The sequence below is a fragment of the Actinomyces provencensis genome, assembly GCF_900155435.1.
In the GTDB taxonomy this organism is placed as follows: Bacteria; Actinomycetota; Actinomycetes; order Actinomycetales; family Actinomycetaceae; genus Pauljensenia; species Pauljensenia provencensis.
This window is the reverse complement of record NZ_LT700212.1, coordinates 795195-811659: the sequence shown is the minus strand read 5'-3', so window position 1 is coordinate 811659 and position 16465 is coordinate 795195. Positions and strand designations below refer to the sequence as shown.

13 protein-coding genes are annotated in these 16465 nt (G+C 70.4%); 1 reads left to right on the top strand and 12 read right to left on the bottom strand.

Going from position 1 to position 16465, the window contains the following annotated elements:
• Positions 1-655, top strand: a 655-nt coding sequence (locus BQ9890_RS15780; RefSeq protein ID WP_230297798.1) for a DDE-type integrase/transposase/recombinase, incomplete at its 5' end; no start/stop codon positions are given.
• 295 nt (positions 656-950) lie between these two features.
• Here the strand turns inward: BQ9890_RS15780 and BQ9890_RS03485 are convergent.
• From BQ9890_RS03485 to ruvA, 12 genes are all read right to left on the bottom strand, one after another.
• Entirely contained in the window at positions 951-2573 is a 1623-nt protein-coding gene (locus tag BQ9890_RS03485; protein ID WP_075889384.1) for a GTPase, read from the bottom strand.
• Positions 2570-4261, bottom strand: a complete 1692-nt coding sequence (locus BQ9890_RS03480; protein ID WP_075889382.1) for a dynamin family protein — start codon at positions 4259-4261, stop codon at positions 2570-2572. Before BQ9890_RS03480 ends, BQ9890_RS03485 begins: the two co-directional genes overlap by 4 nt.
• 3 nt (positions 4262-4264) lie before the next feature.
• Positions 4265-5617: a histidine--tRNA ligase gene (gene hisS, locus BQ9890_RS03475; RefSeq protein ID WP_075892657.1), complete on the bottom strand. Its 1353-nt coding sequence runs from the start codon at positions 5615-5617 to the stop codon at positions 4265-4267.
• Between the two features lie 60 nt (positions 5618-5677).
• Positions 5678-6406 (bottom strand): MBL fold metallo-hydrolase, encoded by a 729-nt coding sequence (locus BQ9890_RS03470; protein ID WP_075889380.1) that lies wholly within the window; start codon positions 6404-6406, stop codon positions 5678-5680.
• Between the two features lie 3 nt (positions 6407-6409).
• Positions 6410-7780 (bottom strand): DUF349 domain-containing protein, encoded by a 1371-nt coding sequence (locus BQ9890_RS03465; RefSeq protein ID WP_075892655.1) that lies wholly within the window; start codon positions 7778-7780, stop codon positions 6410-6412.
• Positions 7781-8302: 522 nt separating this feature from the next.
• Positions 8303-10627: a RelA/SpoT family protein gene (locus tag BQ9890_RS03460; RefSeq protein WP_075889378.1), complete on the bottom strand. Its 2325-nt coding sequence runs from the start codon at positions 10625-10627 to the stop codon at positions 8303-8305.
• 37 nt (positions 10628-10664) lie between these two features.
• Positions 10665-11204 (bottom strand): adenine phosphoribosyltransferase, encoded by a 540-nt coding sequence (locus tag BQ9890_RS03455; RefSeq protein ID WP_075889376.1) that lies wholly within the window; start codon positions 11202-11204, stop codon positions 10665-10667.
• Positions 11201-12307: a protein translocase subunit SecF gene (secF, locus tag BQ9890_RS03450; protein ID WP_075889374.1), complete on the bottom strand. Its 1107-nt coding sequence runs from the start codon at positions 12305-12307 to the stop codon at positions 11201-11203. Before secF ends, BQ9890_RS03455 begins: the two co-directional genes overlap by 4 nt.
• Positions 12304-14232: a protein translocase subunit SecD gene (gene secD, locus BQ9890_RS03445; protein ID WP_075889372.1), complete on the bottom strand. Its 1929-nt coding sequence runs from the start codon at positions 14230-14232 to the stop codon at positions 12304-12306. Before secD ends, secF begins: the two co-directional genes overlap by 4 nt.
• Positions 14233-14271: 39 nt before the next feature.
• Positions 14272-14673, bottom strand: a complete 402-nt coding sequence (locus BQ9890_RS03440; protein ID WP_230297797.1) for a preprotein translocase subunit YajC — start codon at positions 14671-14673, stop codon at positions 14272-14274.
• Positions 14674-14826: 153 nt separating this feature from the next.
• Positions 14827-15867: a Holliday junction branch migration DNA helicase RuvB gene (gene ruvB / locus BQ9890_RS03435; protein ID WP_075889370.1), complete on the bottom strand. Its 1041-nt coding sequence runs from the start codon at positions 15865-15867 to the stop codon at positions 14827-14829.
• Positions 15860-16453 carry a Holliday junction branch migration protein RuvA gene (gene ruvA / locus BQ9890_RS03430; RefSeq protein ID WP_075889368.1) on the bottom strand — a complete coding sequence of 198 codons (594 nt, stop codon included), beginning with the start codon at positions 16451-16453 and terminating at the stop codon, positions 15860-15862. The genes ruvB and ruvA overlap by 8 nt, the downstream gene beginning before the upstream one ends.
• Positions 16454-16465 lie beyond the last annotated feature (12 nt).

Genomic DNA, 16465 nt, shown 5'->3' with positions numbered 1-16465 from the left:
TGTGGAGGCTCACGCTGCTGGCGAGGTGTGGGTGTGGGACATCTCGGACGTCAAGGGGGCCTTCGTGGGCTGCGTGTTCAAGGCCTACAGCGTCCAAGACCTTTACTCCCGAAAGATCGTGGCTCACCGCGTCGCCTCCCGCCAGAGCGACGTGATCGCCCGGGACATGATGAGAGAAGCATTCAACACTCATGGCGCACCGAAGGTCCTGCACTCCGACAATGGGGCTGCGATGAAGTCTGAGCGGATGCGGCGCCTGTGTGGTGACCACGATGTGGCGATGTCCTTCAACCGCCCCAGTGTCTCCAATGACAACCCGTTCAAGGAGAGCGAGTTCCGGACCATGAAGTACCGGCCCTCCTACCCCGGAATGTTCGAGGATCTCCCCGCAGCCCAGCATTGGGTGGGTGAATACGTGGACTGGTTCAACAATGCCCACCACCATTCCAGTCTGGCGCTGCACACTCCAGGATCCGTCTACGACGGCACCTGGACACAGATCCAGGACCGCCGCGTCCAGGCACTGGACACCTACTACGCCCACCACCGCGACCGCCACCGCAAGCCACCCATCCCACCCACGCTACCCAACGTGGTCGGCATCAACTTGCACCACAAGCCAGAAGTACCAGACAACCAATCAGCAGCCAGCTGACACACCCAGTGACTCACCACAGCTTGACACCGCGCGCAGTTCGGGGCTCGAAGTCCGCTCTGTTCTGGGGTCGAAGTCCGCTCTCATTCGCTACAGAAGTCCGTCCTGACCTGAGTGGTCGTCCGTTCTCGGTCGCCTCTGCGGTGGCCCGGGGCAGCAGCGCCCGCGGTGATCCGGCGGTGCAGACTCCGAGCCGGAAACAGAGCGGACCTCAGTGCCCGAACTGAGCGGACCTCAGTGCCCGAACTGAGCGGACTTCGACCCCAGAACAGAGCGGACTTCGGCGTGGGGTGGGTCAGTGGGACGCGCGGGCGAGGAACTCCTCGACCTGGTGCTGGCGGGAGTCCTCCTCCACCAGGGGATCCACCAGGTCAGCCTCCACGCACTCCCGCACCGACGCCGACAGCGCCACGCGCGCGGAGCGTGCGCGCCGTCGCGCGCCCACCAGGACGCCCGGCCACGACAGTGCCACGACCACCAGCGTCCACGCCACACCCACCAGCACCATCCAGGTCGGCACGGGCAGACCTCGCCACAGCGGCGGCGGCCACTCCACCAGCAGGAACTGCCGGGCGGCCTGGACACCCAGGATCCACAGGATCCCGGCTGCCGCACACACCCAGCCCAGCCACTGGAGCGCGTTCGACCATCCCCACCAGGCGGGCGCTCGCGCCATGCCGAGATCGGTGCCGGCGACCGCGCGGTCGAGTCGGGCGGGCAGACCCGCCACCTGCGTGCGGGAGACCGCGGCCAACGACCTCTGCCAGACATCCGGTCGACCGCGGGAGACGTCCTCGACCACCCTCCGCACACCGGTGGAAAGCTCGGCCGCCGAGGCGGTCGGCGCAGGTGCTGCCGGGTCCGGGGCCGAGGTGGTGACCGAGTCCCCTCCGCCGCCCCCCAGGTGCAGCCGCGCCAGGGGGTCCGCCCTCAGTCCGCGCAGCCAGCGTAGCGGCAGCCAGCCGCAGGAGCGCACACCGCGGTGGCGGTGCGCGTCCCCCACCGCGCCGGCCACCCGGTCCACCCCGGCCGCGGCCCCCGCGACCCCGACCAGCGCAGCGGCCAGTCCCTCCGGGTCGAAGTCGGGCAGTGGGTGCTCCAAGCCCACCGCGCGACGGACCTCGGCGACGCCGTCGTCCAGGAGTCCCCGGACCCGCAGGGCACGTTCACGCACGTCGCGGGCCGTGTGGTCCAGGACGGTGCGCAGCTCCCCCAGACCCTCCCCCGTCACCGAGGACACCTCCACGACCAGCGGGGACCTCACCCCGTCGGCGACGAGCAGCCGTTCCAGGTCCGCTGCCACCTCCCGGCGGTCCTCCTCCCCCAGCCGGTCGACCTGGGAGAGCACCGTGACCGTCACCCCGGCGTGGTCCGCCATCGGGGCGATCCAGGCGGAGTGGATGAGGTCATCCGCGTACTTCTGCGGGTCCAGGACCCACACGAGCAGGTCCACCCGCGCCGCGAGTCGCTCCACGACCTCGCGGTTGACGTCCTCGACGGAGTCGATGTCGGGCAGGTCCACGAGTGCCACTCCCTCGGGGATGCCCGCACCCGTGGGAACGATGACTCGCTGGTCGATGCCGATCCAGTCCAGCAGGGCGGCGGCAGCGGTGCCCGGTTGGACGGCGGCGAGGGCCTCGGTGGTGGTGGGCCGCAGGACCCCCGCGTGCACGATGTCGTGCCCGACCAAGGCGTTGAGCAGCGAGGACTTCCCCGACCCCGTGGCACCGACGAGGGCGGCCACGGTCGTGTCGGGGTCGAGTCCGCAACGCTCATGGGCCCGCAGGAGGACGTCCGCCAGTGTGTCGATGACGTCCTCGGGGACGTCGCCGCCCAGCAGGTCCATCGCGCGGGCCAGGTCCTGGACGCGGTCCTCCGGTGCGGTCGGCGGAGGCGCGTCCCTGCGGCCGAGGTTCATCGCAACCCCCAGTCCGACTCGACGTCACCGCGGGCACGGGCGAGCACGGCCCGGTCGGAGGCGGGCGGGAGGGCGTCCCGCAGTGGTGAGACCTCCTCTTCCAGTGCGGTGCGCGCGCGTTCCAGCAGCATCGCCCGTGCCCGGGTGGCCAGCGTCCGCACCGCCTGGTCGCCGAAGACGACCTCCAGCAGCTTCTGGGCCACGGCCGCCGTCGCCCCCGCGACCCCGACCTCGGCCCCGGTCAGCCCGCCGGTGGAGGCGAAGATCACGACCATGAGGGAGACCCCGACCAGGTTGGTGCCGACGGCGAGCACACGTGCCGTGGTGCGTCGCGAACCGCCCTGGGTGCGCACGAGCACCAGCAGTTCAGCCTGCCACCCACGGGTGATCTCGACGGAGCGCCGGTCCAGCTCGGTCGGGTCAGCGGGGGCTGCGGCGCGTACGAGGGCGACCGTGGCGGGTTCCCTCACCCATGTGGCCTCCGCGTCCTCGCGCACGCGTGAGAACTCCTCCCTCAGCAGGGAGGCCAGTCCCGCCTCGAGTGCGTCCTCCACGGGTGCCACGGGTGCGGGCTTCCCGCGCAGGGCCGCGGTGAGGCGGTCCCGGAGGTGGGAGACGCCCTGTCCGAGACGGCGGGTGAAGTCGGCGGCGCCGATGACCTCCTGCCACCGGGCCAACACCTCCCCGCGCAGCAGGGTCCCGTCCCCGGTCGAGACCGCGAGGCGTTCCAGGGAGGCCTCGACTGCCTCCTCCAGATGTGTCCCGGCCGTCCGCAACGCCGCATCGTGCTCGCCCAGGGCGTCCTCGACGACGTGGACCCCTGCGACGACCTGGCGCACGGAGCCCGCCAGGGTGCGGCGTGCCACCTCCGCACGGGTGTGGGAGTCGGCCCCGAGTCCTTCCAGCCACGCCCGCAGGGGTCCCACCGCCTCTGCCGGGAGGAGACCCCCGACGAGGGGCTGTTCCTCGATGCCGACCAGGGGCGCGTCACCGATGCCGTGGACCGTCATGAGCCGGTGGAGGTCCGCGGCGACCTCGTCCATGGTCCCGGTCGGCACACGGTTGAGGACGACGGCCACGGCGATGTCGCGCTGGGCGGCCTGGCCGAGCACCTCCCAGGGCACCGCATCGGCGTACCGGGCGGCCGTGGTGACGAACACCCACAGGTCCGCGGCGTCCAGGAGTTGGCGGGCCAGGGAACGGTTGCCCTCCACCACCGAGTCCAGGTCGGGAGCGTCCAACAGGGCCATGCCCCTGGGCAGGGTCCCCACCTCGCGCACCTCCAGGGCGGGAGTGCCCCCCGCCACTGGTTCGCTGGCGGAGGCCCCCGGCTCCACCCTCTCCCGCGGGAGACCGGGCAGGATCCGCTGGGCCTGGAACCATCCGGCATCCGGGGCCCGGTGGACCAGCAGCGGACGCCTCGTGGTGGGACGGATCGCGGAGGACGCGGAGACCTGGGCGCCGACGAGGGAGTTGAGGACCGTCGACTTCCCCGCGCCCGTCGACCCCCCGATGACGGCCAGGAGCGGCGCCTCCGCATCCGCCAGGCGTGGGATCAGGTGGTCGCCCAGACGTCTGAGCGCACGGGAGCGCTCACGCTCCCCCACCGGGGCACCGGGCGTGGGGAGGTCCAGGGCGGCTCCTTCGAGCGCCCCCCTCAGCACGTGCAGGTGCTCCAGGCGGTCCATGGGTCAGTCGGCCGCCTCGACCCGGGGCAGGAGGTCCGCCGCGGGCGGCGTCCACGTCCCGGCCCGCGCCTCGACCTGGTCACCGGAACGGATGTCCTTGACGGTGTCCGGGGCGCCGTCGGCCCCCGGGAACCACACGAAGGGGATGCCCCGGCGATCGGCGTGACGGATCTGCTTCCCGAACTTCGCAGCAGCGGGTGCGACGTCGCTGGGGATGCCTCGCGACCTCAACAGGGTGGCGATGTCATCGGAGCGGTGGCGGTCCGACTCGTCGATGACCGCGACCAGCACCGCGGTGGGCACCTTGCGGGTGGCGCGCACCAGTGGGACGGAGATCATCCGCGATACCAGGCGGGACACCCCGATGGACAGCCCGACCCCGGGGTAGGTGCGCTTCCCGTCGGTGGCGAGGGAGTCGTAACGTCCCCCCGAGCAGATCGAGCCGAGGTCCTCGTGGCCCTCGACCACCGTCTCGTAGACGGAGCCGGTGTAGTAGTCGAGGCCGCGGGCGATGCGCAGGTCGGCGACGACGACGCCGGGCACCCGCGAGGCGGCGGTGGCGACCAGCTCGCACAACTCGACGAGCCCCTCCTCCAGCATCCCGCCGGACACCCCCAGCTCCCCCACACGGGTGCGGATCTCCTCGGGGGAGTCCGTGCGGATCTCGGCCATGGCCAGCAGGGTGGAGGCCTGGGCGCCCGTGATACCGGAGGCCGCGAGTTCCTCCGCCACGCCCTCGGGCCCGATCTTGTCGAGCTTGTCGAGCCCGCGCAGCGCGGCATCGACGTCCCCGACACCGATGGACTCGCAGACGCCCTGGACGACCTTGCGGTTGTTGACGAGGACGTGGACGGGCGGGATGGGGAGGGAGGTCAGCGCCTCGGCCATGACCAGGGGCAGCTCCACCTCGAAGTGGAAGGGCAGTTCGCCGTTGCCCACGACATCGATGTCGGCCTGGGTGAACTCACGGAAGCGGCCCTCCTGGGGGCGTTCCCCGCGCCAGACCTTCTGGATCTGGTAGCGCTTGAAGGGGAAGTCGAGGTCGTTGGCGTTCTCGATGACGTAGCGCGCGAACGGGACCGTGAGGTCGAAGTGGAGACCCATGCGGCGCTCGTGCGAGGACCCGCGCCCCCCGGCCTCCGCCTCCTTGAGCGCCTGGAGGCGCTCGAGCACGTAGACCTCCTTGGAGGTCTCCCCCTTGGACTCCAGCTGCTCCAGCGTCTCCACTGCCCGTGTCTCGATCCCGGCGAAGCCGTGGAGCTCGAAGATGCGGCGCAGGTGGTCGAGGACGGACTGTTCGACGATGCGTCCGTCGGGGAGCCATTCGGGGAATCCGGAGAGGGAGGTGCGTGCCATGGGGTCCATCATCCCACGTCCCGGGCCCCCGCAGCCGCGCGCGGCTGCCATGTCGTGGTCTCAGCCGATGCTGCGGGCGCGCGCCAGGTAGGGATTGGACGCGAGTTCGCGACGCATGGTGGTCCAGGGTCCGTGACCGGGCAGCAGGACGGTCTCGGGGTCCAGGGCGTTGGCGAGCGTGCGCAGGGTGTGGCGCATCTGGACCTCGTCGCCCCCGGGCAGGTCGGTCCGACCCACCGAGCCGGCGAAGAGCACGTCACCCGTCAGCGCCCAGGGAGCAGCACCACGACGTTCCACCACCGTGTCCCCGGCGGTGTCCACACGCAGGTCACCCTCGCCGAGGAACACGGCGGAACCCTCCGTGTGCCCGGGGGCGGGCACCATGAGAAGTCGCAGGCCCGGGACCGGTTCGAAGGTGTCCCCGGGCACGGCGCGCACGTCCTGGGGACGTACCCAGACGAGGTCGAGAGCCTCGGGGCGCATGGGCACCCCGGAGAGCGGGTCCTCCAGGCGGTGCAGGTCGGGCCCCGGGATCCACACGGGAACCGGCGACGTGGGGTCCTCCCCCGTGCCCCAGGAGGAGACCTCGGCCGCGTCCCACACGTGGTCGGGGTGTCCGTGGGTGCACAGCACCGCACCGACGTCCACGCCCTGCTCCTCCAGGGTGGACCTGATGGTCCCCAGCACGCCGGCGGAGGGGTCGACGACCAGTGCGAGGTTGCCGCCCTCGGGGACCAGGACCATGCAGTTGGCCCCGAAGAAGGGCGTCGGGATCGCGGTGAGGCGCATCGTTCAGCCGATCGAACCCTGGATCTGGTCGAGCCAGGCCTTCTTGGTGGTGAGCGTGTCCTGCAGCTCGGTGACCCGGCGCCCGTCGCCCGCGGCCCGGGCGGCGGCGAGGTCCGCCTCCAGATCGGCGACCTGTTGCTCGAGCTGGCCGAGCATGCCCTCCGCTCGGGCGCGTGTCTCGGGGTTGGAGCGCTTCCACTCCCGCTCCTCCGCCTGGCGCACCGCGTCCTCGACGGCCCGCATGCGACCCTCGATGCGGGAGACCTCGGAGCCGGGCACGCGGCCGATCTCGTCCCAGCGGTCCTGGATCCCCCGCAGCAGTGGCTTGACCGTGTCCGCGTCGGTCACGGGGAGCAGTGCCTCGGCCTCCGCCAAGAGGGCTTCCTTCGCGACGAGGTTCTCCTGGTACTCGGAGTCGGCTGCCTCGTCCTTGGCCCGGCGCGCATCGAAGAAGACCTGCTGGGCCGCACGGAAACGCGCCCAGAGCGCATCGTCCTCCTTGCGCGAGGCCCGGGGGGCCGCCTTCCAGCGGTCCATGAGCCCACGGTAGGCGGCTGACGTGGCCCCCCAGTCCGTGGAGTTCTGGAGTGCCTCCGCCTCGGCGATGAGGGACTCCTTGACGGACTTCGCCTCCGCCTGCTTCTGGTCCAGGGCGGAGAAGAACTGACGGCGACGCCGGTCGAACACCGTGCGCGCGCCGGAGAAGCGTTTCCAGAGCTCGTCCTCGGTCGTCTTGTCCAGGCGCGGTCCGCGACGCTGGAGGCCCTTCCACTCCTCGAGGAGGTCCCGCAGCTGCTGGCCCGACTGCTTCCAGTGGATGCGATCGGGGTCCTGGGCGACGAGGGCCTCGGCGCGCTCCACGAGGGCGGTGCGCTCGGCCAGTGCCGCCTCCTTCGCGGCCTGCCGCTCGGCGTGTGCCTGCTGCTTGCGTTCCTCGGCGCGCTGGCCGAGCTCCTCCACGCGTGCGCGCAGGGCGGGGAGGTCCCCGATCGCGGCAGGCTCGACCACGGCCTGGCGCAGGGTCCTGAGGGTCTGGTCGATGTCCTTGGGCGAGAGCTGGGGCAGGCGGTCCTCGAAGAGGCGCACGGTCGCCTCCAGGTCCTGGAAGCGACGCGTGTAGAGGGCGAAGGGGTTCTCCGGGACACCGGCGGGGTAGCCGCCGATGAGGCGCTCGGTGCCCCCGTCGACGACGAAGACGTTGCCCTCCTCGTCGATGCGTCCGAAGTCAGTGGTGACAGGGGCGCCCGTGGTGGGGACTCCGACGGCTGCAGGATCTGGGGCGGCACCGGGCTCCGCAGGGGCGTCCTCGGGTGCTGCGGGGGCCGCCGGAGCAGGAGTGGGGGCCGCGGGGGTGGCTGTCGGCCCGCCGGGCACCGCAGGTGCCGAGGCAGGCGCAGCAGGGGCGGGAGCAGGTGAGGGGGTCACAGGTGTGGACGCCTCGGGGGCGGGCTCGGGCTCCACAGGCGAGGGCGCCGGTGCGGGGGTCACAGGTGTGGACGCCTCGGAGGCGGGCTCGGGCTCAGTCGGCGCGGCCCCGGGAGCTGCGGGCGCAGCCTCATCCGGTTCCGCTGTGGGGGTGGCCGTGGGCCCGGCAGGTGCTGCGGGGACCGCAGGTGTCGGGGCCTGCGCGCCTTCCCCCGGGCCGCCGGGAACGGCGTCCGTGCCGTCCGTCCGTGCGACGTCGGGCTGGTCGGGGCTGGCCTGGGAGGCGGGCTGGGTGCTCACGGTGATCCTTATGGGACGAGGGCGACCCACCGGCCGCCCGTGCGCGTCGTCGTCCGCCGGGGCGGACGAACCCTGTCGTGCCAACACTGTGGCACAGGTCCTATCCTACGTGTCACCTGCGGGCCCGGGCCAACTCGCCGCGACCCGTGGGCACCTCACGGTCCTGCGACCTCACTGCGCCGGGGACTGGGCACGCTTCTCGTTGCCGGTGAGACGCACGGCCTCGAAGACCCCGTCGACCCGCCGCAGGGCCGCGAGCACGGCGTTGAGATGGCTCATGTCGGCCAGTTCGAAGGAGAAGCGCGTGTAGGCGATCTGGTCCGCGGAGGTCGACATCGACCCGGTGATGATGTTGATCTGGTACTCCGAGAGCACCTTCGTGAGGTCGGAGAGCAGACCCGAGCGGTCCAGGGCCCGCGTCTCGATCTGGACGAGGTAGGCGGCCCCACTGCGGTCCGCGCTCCAGGCCACCTCGACGAAACGCTCGGGGTGGAGTTCCTCCAGGCGCTGTGCGTTCTGGCAGTCCGCACGGTGGACGGAGACACCCTGTCCGCGGGTGATGAAACCGATGATCTGGTCGCCGGGGACCGGCGTGCAGCAGCGGGCCAGCTTCACCCAGATGTCGTTGGAGCTCATCCCCGCCACCGTGACACCGGCGTCGGAGCCGACCGACTTCAACCGTGTCGACCCCGGCATGACGGCCTCGGAGAGGGTCTCCTCGGTGCCGTCACCTCCCCCGAGGTTGTCGACGAGTTTCTGGACGACGTTGTGGGCGGAGATGTGGTTCTCCCCCACTGCGGCGTACAGGCCCGACACGTCCTGGTAGCCCAGTGCCGTGGCGACCGAGAGGATGGACTCGTGGCTCATGAGGCGTTGGAGTGGGAGGTTCTGCTTGCGCATCGCCTTGGCGAGGTGTTCCTTGCCCGCCTCGATCGCCTCGTCGCGACGCTCCTTGGAGAACCATGCCTTGATCTTCGAGCGTGCCCTGGGTGAGGCCACGAAGGCCAGCCAGTCGCGCGACGGTCCCGCCTTGGAGGACTTCGAGGTGACGACCTCGACGGTCTCCCCGGACTCCAACTGGGTGTCGAGCGGGACCAGCCGGCCGTTGACCCGTGCACCGACGGTGTGGTGGCCGACCTCGGTGTGGACGGCGTAGGCGAAGTCGACGGGGGTGGCGTGCGCGGGGAGGACGACGACCTCGCCCCGGGGTGTGAAGACGTAGACCTCGTCGCCGGCGATCTCGTAGCGCAGGGAGTCCAGGAACTCCTCGGGGTCCCCCGTCTCCCGCTCCATCTCGACGAGGGCGCGCAGCCAGTTCATCTGCTCGTCGCCGGTCATCTTGTCGGTGTCGCCGGAGGTCGCGTTCGGGTTCTGCTTGTAGCGCCAGTGCGCGGCCACGCCGTGCTCGGCGCGCTCGTGCATCTCGAAGGTGCGGATCTGGATCTCCACCGGCTTGCCGCCCGGGCCCACCACCGTCGTGTGCAGGGACTGGTAGAGGTTGAACTTCGGCATCGCGATGTAGTCCTTGAAGCGCCCCGGGATGGGGTTCCACCTCGCGTGCATGGCCCCCAGCACCGCGTAGCAGTCCTTGATGGACTCCACCAGCACGCGCACGGCCACCAGGTCGAAGATCTCGTCGAAGGCCTTGCCCCGCACGATCATCTTCTGGTAGATCGAGTAGTGGTTCTTCGGGCGCCCGCCCACCGTCCCCTTGACGTGGGAGCGACGCAGGTCCTCCTCGATCTGGGAAATGACGTCACGCAGGTAGGTGTCCCGTTCGGGGGCGCGTTCGGCGACGAGGTGGTCGATCTCGTCGTAGATCTCGGGCAGGAGGGTCCTGAAGGACAGCTCCTCCAACTCCCACTTGATCGTGTTCATGCCCAGGCGGTGGGCCAGGGGTGCGTAGATCTCCAGGGTCTCCTGGGCCTTGCGCTGGGCGGACTCGCGCGGGACGAACCGCCAGGTGCGCGCGTTGTGCAGGCGGTCGGCAAGCTTGATCAGGAGGACCCGGATGTCACGGCTCATCGCCACGATCATCTTGCGCAGGGTCTCCGACTGCGCGGCCGAGCCGTAGCGGACCTTGTCCAGCTTGGTGACACCGTCGACCAGGAGGGCGATGGGTGCCCCGAAGTCCGCGGTGAGTTCCTCCACCGTGTAGTCCGTGTCCTCCACCGTGTCGTGGAGGAGCGCTGCCACGAGTGTCGGGGTGGTCATGCCCATCTCGGCGAGGATGGTGGCCACTGCGACGGGGTGGGTGATGTAGGGCTCGCCGGACTTGCGGAACTGTCCCCTGTGGTGGAGCTCGGCCGTCTCGTAGGCCCGCTCGATGACGGAGACATCGGCCTTGGGGTGGTTGGCGCGCAGCGCGCGCACCAGTGGCTCGATCTCGGGTGCCGTCGAACGACCACGCGAGCCGAACCACACCAGACCCGAACGCACCAGGGAGCCTGCTGCGGCGCTTCGGTGGTTCTGGGTGTCCACGGTCTGGTCGGTCATTGCCCCATGATAGGCACTCCGTGACCGCCCTCGTGCCTCAGAACGTGACGGCGGACTCCACGGGGACGCCGTCCAGACGAGAACGGCCCCCCAGTGCCTCCAGCTCGAGGAGCACGCAGACGGCGGCGACGTCCGCACCGCACTCCTGCAGCAGCCGCACCGAGGCGTTGGCCGTACCACCCGTGGCCAGCACGTCGTCGACCACGAGGACCCGGTCGCCGTCGTGGACGGAGTCGGGGCGCAGCTCCATGCGGGCGCTGCCGTACTCCAGGGCGTAGTCGATGCCGATGACGGGTCCGGGGAGCTTCCCGGCCTTGCGGACCGTCAGCATGCCCACCCCGAGCATGATGGCCAGGGGGGCGGCGAGGATGAAGCCGCGTGACTCCAGTCCCGCCACCGCGTCGATGCGGCCGTCGTAGCGGTCCGCGAGGATCTGCATGAGCTCGCGGAAGGCAGGCCCGTTGGCCAGCAGCGGTGTGATGTCGCGGAAGAGCACCCCGGGTTCGGGGAAGTCCGGGATCTCGCGCAGGTTCGTGGTCACCAGGTCAGAGACCCGGCCCCCCAGTTCGTTGCTCATCGGTTTCTCCGGGTCTTGCGGGTGGGCTGGGCGGCCTGACCGAGGTGGTGGCCGGGCGTCAGGGGTGCGACACGCACGGCAGCGGCACCGACGGCGGAGGGCGCACCCTCCCCGTCCGAGACACCCGCGCGCGCCGCGCGTGCGGCCAGGACCCGCTCGTTGTGCTCACGGGTGCGCTGGCGGCGGTTCTCGAGCATGACGAGGAGCGGCGCCGCGATGAAGATCGAGGAGTAGGCGCCCACGATCATGCCGACGAAGAGTGCCAGCGAGATGTCGGTCAACGTCCCGGCCCCCAGGAGGAGCGTCCCGATGAACAGGATCGACCCGACGGGGAGCAGTGCGACGACCGAGGTGTTGATCGAGCGGACCATGGTCTGGTTGACCGCGAGGTTGACGAGCTCACCGAAGGTGTAGCGCTGCTGGTCCCACACGCCCTTGGTGAGCTCACGCACCTTGTCGAAGACCACGACGGTGTCGTAGAGGGAGTAACCCAGGATCGTCAGGTAGCCGATGAGGGTGGCCGGTGAGACCTCGACCTGGGTGACCGCGAAGAAACCCACCGTCACGACGACGTCGTGGAGCAGTGCGAGGATCGCAGCCGCCGACATGGTCAGGGAACGGAAGTAGACCGCCATGACCCCGGCCACCAGGACCAGGAAGATCACCAGGGACTGGAGCGCCTTGGTGGTCACGTCATGACCCCAGGTCGGTCCGATCGAGGAGGCCTGGACATCGTTCACGTCCACGTCGTAGGCACTGGCCAGTGCCTGGCGGACCTCACCGGTCCTCTCCGTGTCCAGTGCCGGTGTCTGCACGCGGATCGCGTTCTGCCCGAGGTTGGAGACGCGCACGTCGGAGGTGAGACCCGTGCTCGCCACCGCGTCGTAGGCCGTCTGCTGCTGGGCGGAGGAGACGCCGGTGACCGAGAACTGGGACCCTCCGGTGAACTCGATGGAGGGGTTCAGGCCCAGCACCGCGATGAGGATCCCGGACAGGACCATCAGGCCGCCCGCCAGGGAGACGAACAGCTTGCGACGCGGGATGATGCCGTAGGACTTCTTGCCGGAGTAGAGGGCGTTGCCCCACTGGGCGAAGCTCATCATCGGTCCAGCTCCTTCGTCTCGTCGGCCCCACCGTCCGTGGCGCCCACCTCCCCTGTCGCCGCAGCGGCGTGCGCGGCCTCGAAGCGACGCTCGGCCAGGGACTTGGGTGCCTCCCCGGGCCGGGTCGCGGCCGCCGCGGCAGCTCCGCCACCGCGCACCACGACGCGTCCACGCCCCGCGTACACCGCCGAGGAGTGCGCCCCCAGGTGCTCGGGGTCGAGTCCGGAGAGCTTGTGGCCCTCCCCGAAGAAGGGCACCCGGATCAGCAGTTCCATCAGGGGGTGGGTGAAGAAGAAGATGACCACGAGGTCCACGATCGTCGTCACACCCAGGGTGAAGGCGAAGCCCTGCACGCCACCCACGGACAGGAAGTGGAGGACCAGGGCGGCGATCAGGTTGACGAGGTCGGAGACGATGATGGTGCGTTTGGCGCGTTCCCATCCCTCGTCCACGGCGGCCACCAGGGGCCGCCCATCACGCACCTCGTCACGGATGCGTTCGAAGTAGACGATGAAGGAGTCCGCGGTGATGCCCACCGCCACGATCAACCCGGCGACACCGGGCAGGGACAGGCGGTACCCGATCAACCAGGACAGCAGTGTGATCACCAGGTATGTGAGACCGGCGGCCACCACCAACGATCCGGCGGAGAGCACGGCGAGCCCGCGGTACTGCCAGATCATGTAGGCCACCACCAGCAGCAGCCCGACGAAGCCGGCCCAGATCCCCTTCTCGAGGTGGTCCGAGCCCAGTGTCGCCGAGATCTGCTGCTCGGACTGGACGGTGAAGTCCAGGGGCAGGGAACCGAAGCTCAGCTGATTGGCCAGGGCGCGGGCCGAGGCCGGTGTGAAGTTGCCGCTGATCTGCGCCCTGCCGTCGGTGATCGGTGAGTTCATGGACGGGGAGGTGATGACGTTCCCGTCCAGGACCACGGCGAAACGGTTGCGGGTGGCGTCCGTGGACTCCAGGTCGTAGAGACGCTGGGAGGCCTCGGCGAAGGCCTTGGTCCCCTCGGCGTCGAACTGGAGGTCGACGCCCCACTTCCCGGTGGACTGACCCTGGTTGTTGTAGACCAGTCCGGCGGTCGCGGTGTCGAGGTTCGCGCCCTTCACGTCCACGGGACCCAGGATGTACTTGTAGGTGCCGTCCTCGTCACAGGTGACCAGGGGGCCGTCCGGGTCGGAGACCGAACCCTGGGCGCGCGACGCCGGGTCCGTGCAGTCGAGCATGTAGAAGTCGAGCAGTGCCTGCTCCGTCACCCACGCCGTGTCGGAGTGGTCGCTCGGTGTCGTCGCGGGGGTGTCGGAGATCGTTCCGTCACCATTGGTGTCGGCGAGCTGACGGGCCTGGTCCTCGGGCAGGGCGGTCGTGGCCGTCCCCGACTGGGCGGCGTCCCCGCTCTGTGTGTCCTCATCGGTGGCGGCGCCACTCTGGGTGGACTCCTCGCCGCTCTGTGCGGACTCCTCACCACTCTGGGCCCCGCTCTGCGCACCCGCGGTGTCCGTGTCCTCCGCGGTGGCCTGGGTGGTGGCGGCACCCGTGACGAGGACGGGGCGGAAGTCCATCTGCGAGGAGGAGCGGATCAGGTCCAGCGTCTCCTTGTCGGGGTGACCGGGCAGCGAGACGACGATGTTGTCGGTTCCCATCGAGGTGATCTCCGCCTCGGCCACGCCGGAGGCGTCCACGCGGTTGCGGATGATGTTGATCGCCTCGGTGAGGTCAGCGCTGGTGACCTCCCGGTCGGAGCCGTCCGCGCTGGTCGGTGTGAGGATCAGCTGGGTACCGCCCTCCAGGTCCAGGGCGAGGTTCGGGGTCAGTCCCGCCCCGCGGGTCGCATGCCCCACGAGCAGGGCGGCGACGCCGATGACGACGACGATGAGCAGGGTGATGAGTGAGCGCACTGGACGGCGCCGTGTGGTGGCCACAGGTGGTGTTCCTTGGTGTGTCGAGGGGCAGGCTGCGTGTCAGTGCCGCTTGTCGTCCTCGTCGGTCTCGATGGGTGAGGTGGGGGGCTCGGGGGTGTCGAGGCCGAGCACGGGCTCGTCCTCGTCCTCGTCCTCGGTCTCCGGAGTTGCGGGCTCGTCGGCGGCGAAGGGAGGCTCGCCGACGTCGCGGATGGTCTGACGCTCCCAGTAGGTCTCGGTGCCGTCGGGGGTCTCGAGGATGACGATGTCACCGTCCTGGTCGACGTAGCGCCCCCAGAACCCGAAGGCGGTCTTCACCCAGGCACCGGGGACGAGACCCTCGATGAGCTTCCTCTCCCGGTCCTGCTGCTGCTGCGCCATCTTCTTCTTGGAACGCGAGCTGAGCAGCATCATCGCGACCAGCATCACCGCCATGATGATCAGGAAGCCGTATTCACCCACGAGTACCTCTTTCGTCAGTCCGGCCGTGCCGGAAGCGGATGTCGCCCGTTGCAGTCTAGTGCCCCGCGCCGCGCACCCGCGAGATCCGAGGATCACACGGCCGGGCATGTGTCATGCCTCACGTCCACGTCGACGAGGGCGGCCCCGCCGGACTCAGCCGAAGAGGGTGCCCTCCTGGGGTGGGGTGAGTCCGAGGTGCTCCCAGGCCTGTCGGGTGGCGGCGCGACCGCGCGCCGTGCGGACCATGAAGCCCTCACGCACCAGGTAGGGCTCGGCCACCGTCTCCACGGTCTCGGCCTCCTCCCCCACCGTCACCGCCAACGTCGTCAGCCCCACGGGACCACCGCCGAACCTGCGGCACAGGGCCTCCAGGACGGAGCGGTCCAGTCGGTCCAGGCCCGAGGCGTCGACCTCGAAGAGCTCCAGCGCCGAGCGGGCCGAGTCCAGGGAGAGGGTGCCGTCGCCGTGGACCTGGGCGTAGTCCAGGACACGGCGCAGCAGACGGTTCGCGATGCGCGGGGTGCCGCGCGAGCGGGAGGCGACCTCGTGGGCGGCCGGAGTGTCGATGGGGGCGCCGAGCAGACCCGCGGAGCGGTGGACCACGGACTCCAAGTCCGCGGTCGAGTAGAACTCGAGGTGGGCGGTGAATCCGAAACGGTCACGCAGGGGGGCGGGGAGCAGACCGGAGCGCGTCGTGGCACCCACGACGGTGAAGGGGGGCAGGGTCAGCGGGATCGAGGTGGCCCCGGGCCCCTTGCCGACCACGACGTCCACCCGGTAGTCCTCCATGGCCAGGTAGAGCATCTCCTCCGCGGTGCGGGCGAGGCGGTGGATCTCGTCGATGAAGAGGACGTCCCCCTCCTGCAGACCCGAGAGGATGGCGGCCAGGTCACCGGCGTGCTGGATGGCCGGACCCGAGGTGAGGCGCAGCGAGGTGCCCATCTCGGCGGCGATGATCATGGCGAGCGTCGTCTTGCCCAGCCCGGGAGGGCCTGCAAGGAGGACGTGGTCGGGGGTGACACCACGCCCCCGGGCGGCGTCGAGGACCAGTTGGAGTTGGGAGCGCACGGTGGCCTGACCGATGAACTCGGCGAGGTGCTTCGGACGAAGGGCCGCTTCGGCGGCCCGTTCGACGTCGGAGGCATCGGGGGCGATGATGCGGGGCGCGTCCTCGGGGTGGACCTGTTCAGCCACGTGATCCCCCCAGTTCCACCAGGGCAGCCCTCAGGAGGTCCGAGGCCCCCAGTCCTCGCCCGGCGAGACCGGAGACGGTGCGCTCCGCCAGTGCCTCGGTCCATCCCAGCTGCACGAGGGCGGCGCGGACCTCCTCCTCCACCGCACCCGCAGCAGCGGGCTCCGCCTCACCGGGCAGGGAGGCGGCCTGGCCGAGTCTGTCCCCGATCTCCAGGACCATGCGCTGGGCGGACTTGCGCCCGACGCCAGGGATGCGCTGCAGGGCGGCGAGGTCCCCGTGCGACACCGCGGAGCGCAGGTCGTCGGGGCTGAGGACCGCCAGGGCCGCCAGGGCGATGCGTGGGCCGATGCCGGAGACGGTCTGGAGGCGCTCGAAGACGTCCCGTTCGTCCCCACTGCGGAAACCGAACAGGGTCAGGGAGTCCTCACGCACGACCAGGGAGGTGTGCAGGCAGGTCTCCCCCCCGGGCACGAGGGTCTGCGCCGTGGCGGGGGTGACGAGGACGCGCCACCCGATCCCACCGACCAGCACGGTCACGGTGTCGAGCCCGATCTCCTCGACACTTCCCCTGAGCTGTGCGATCACGCCGTCCCCTCT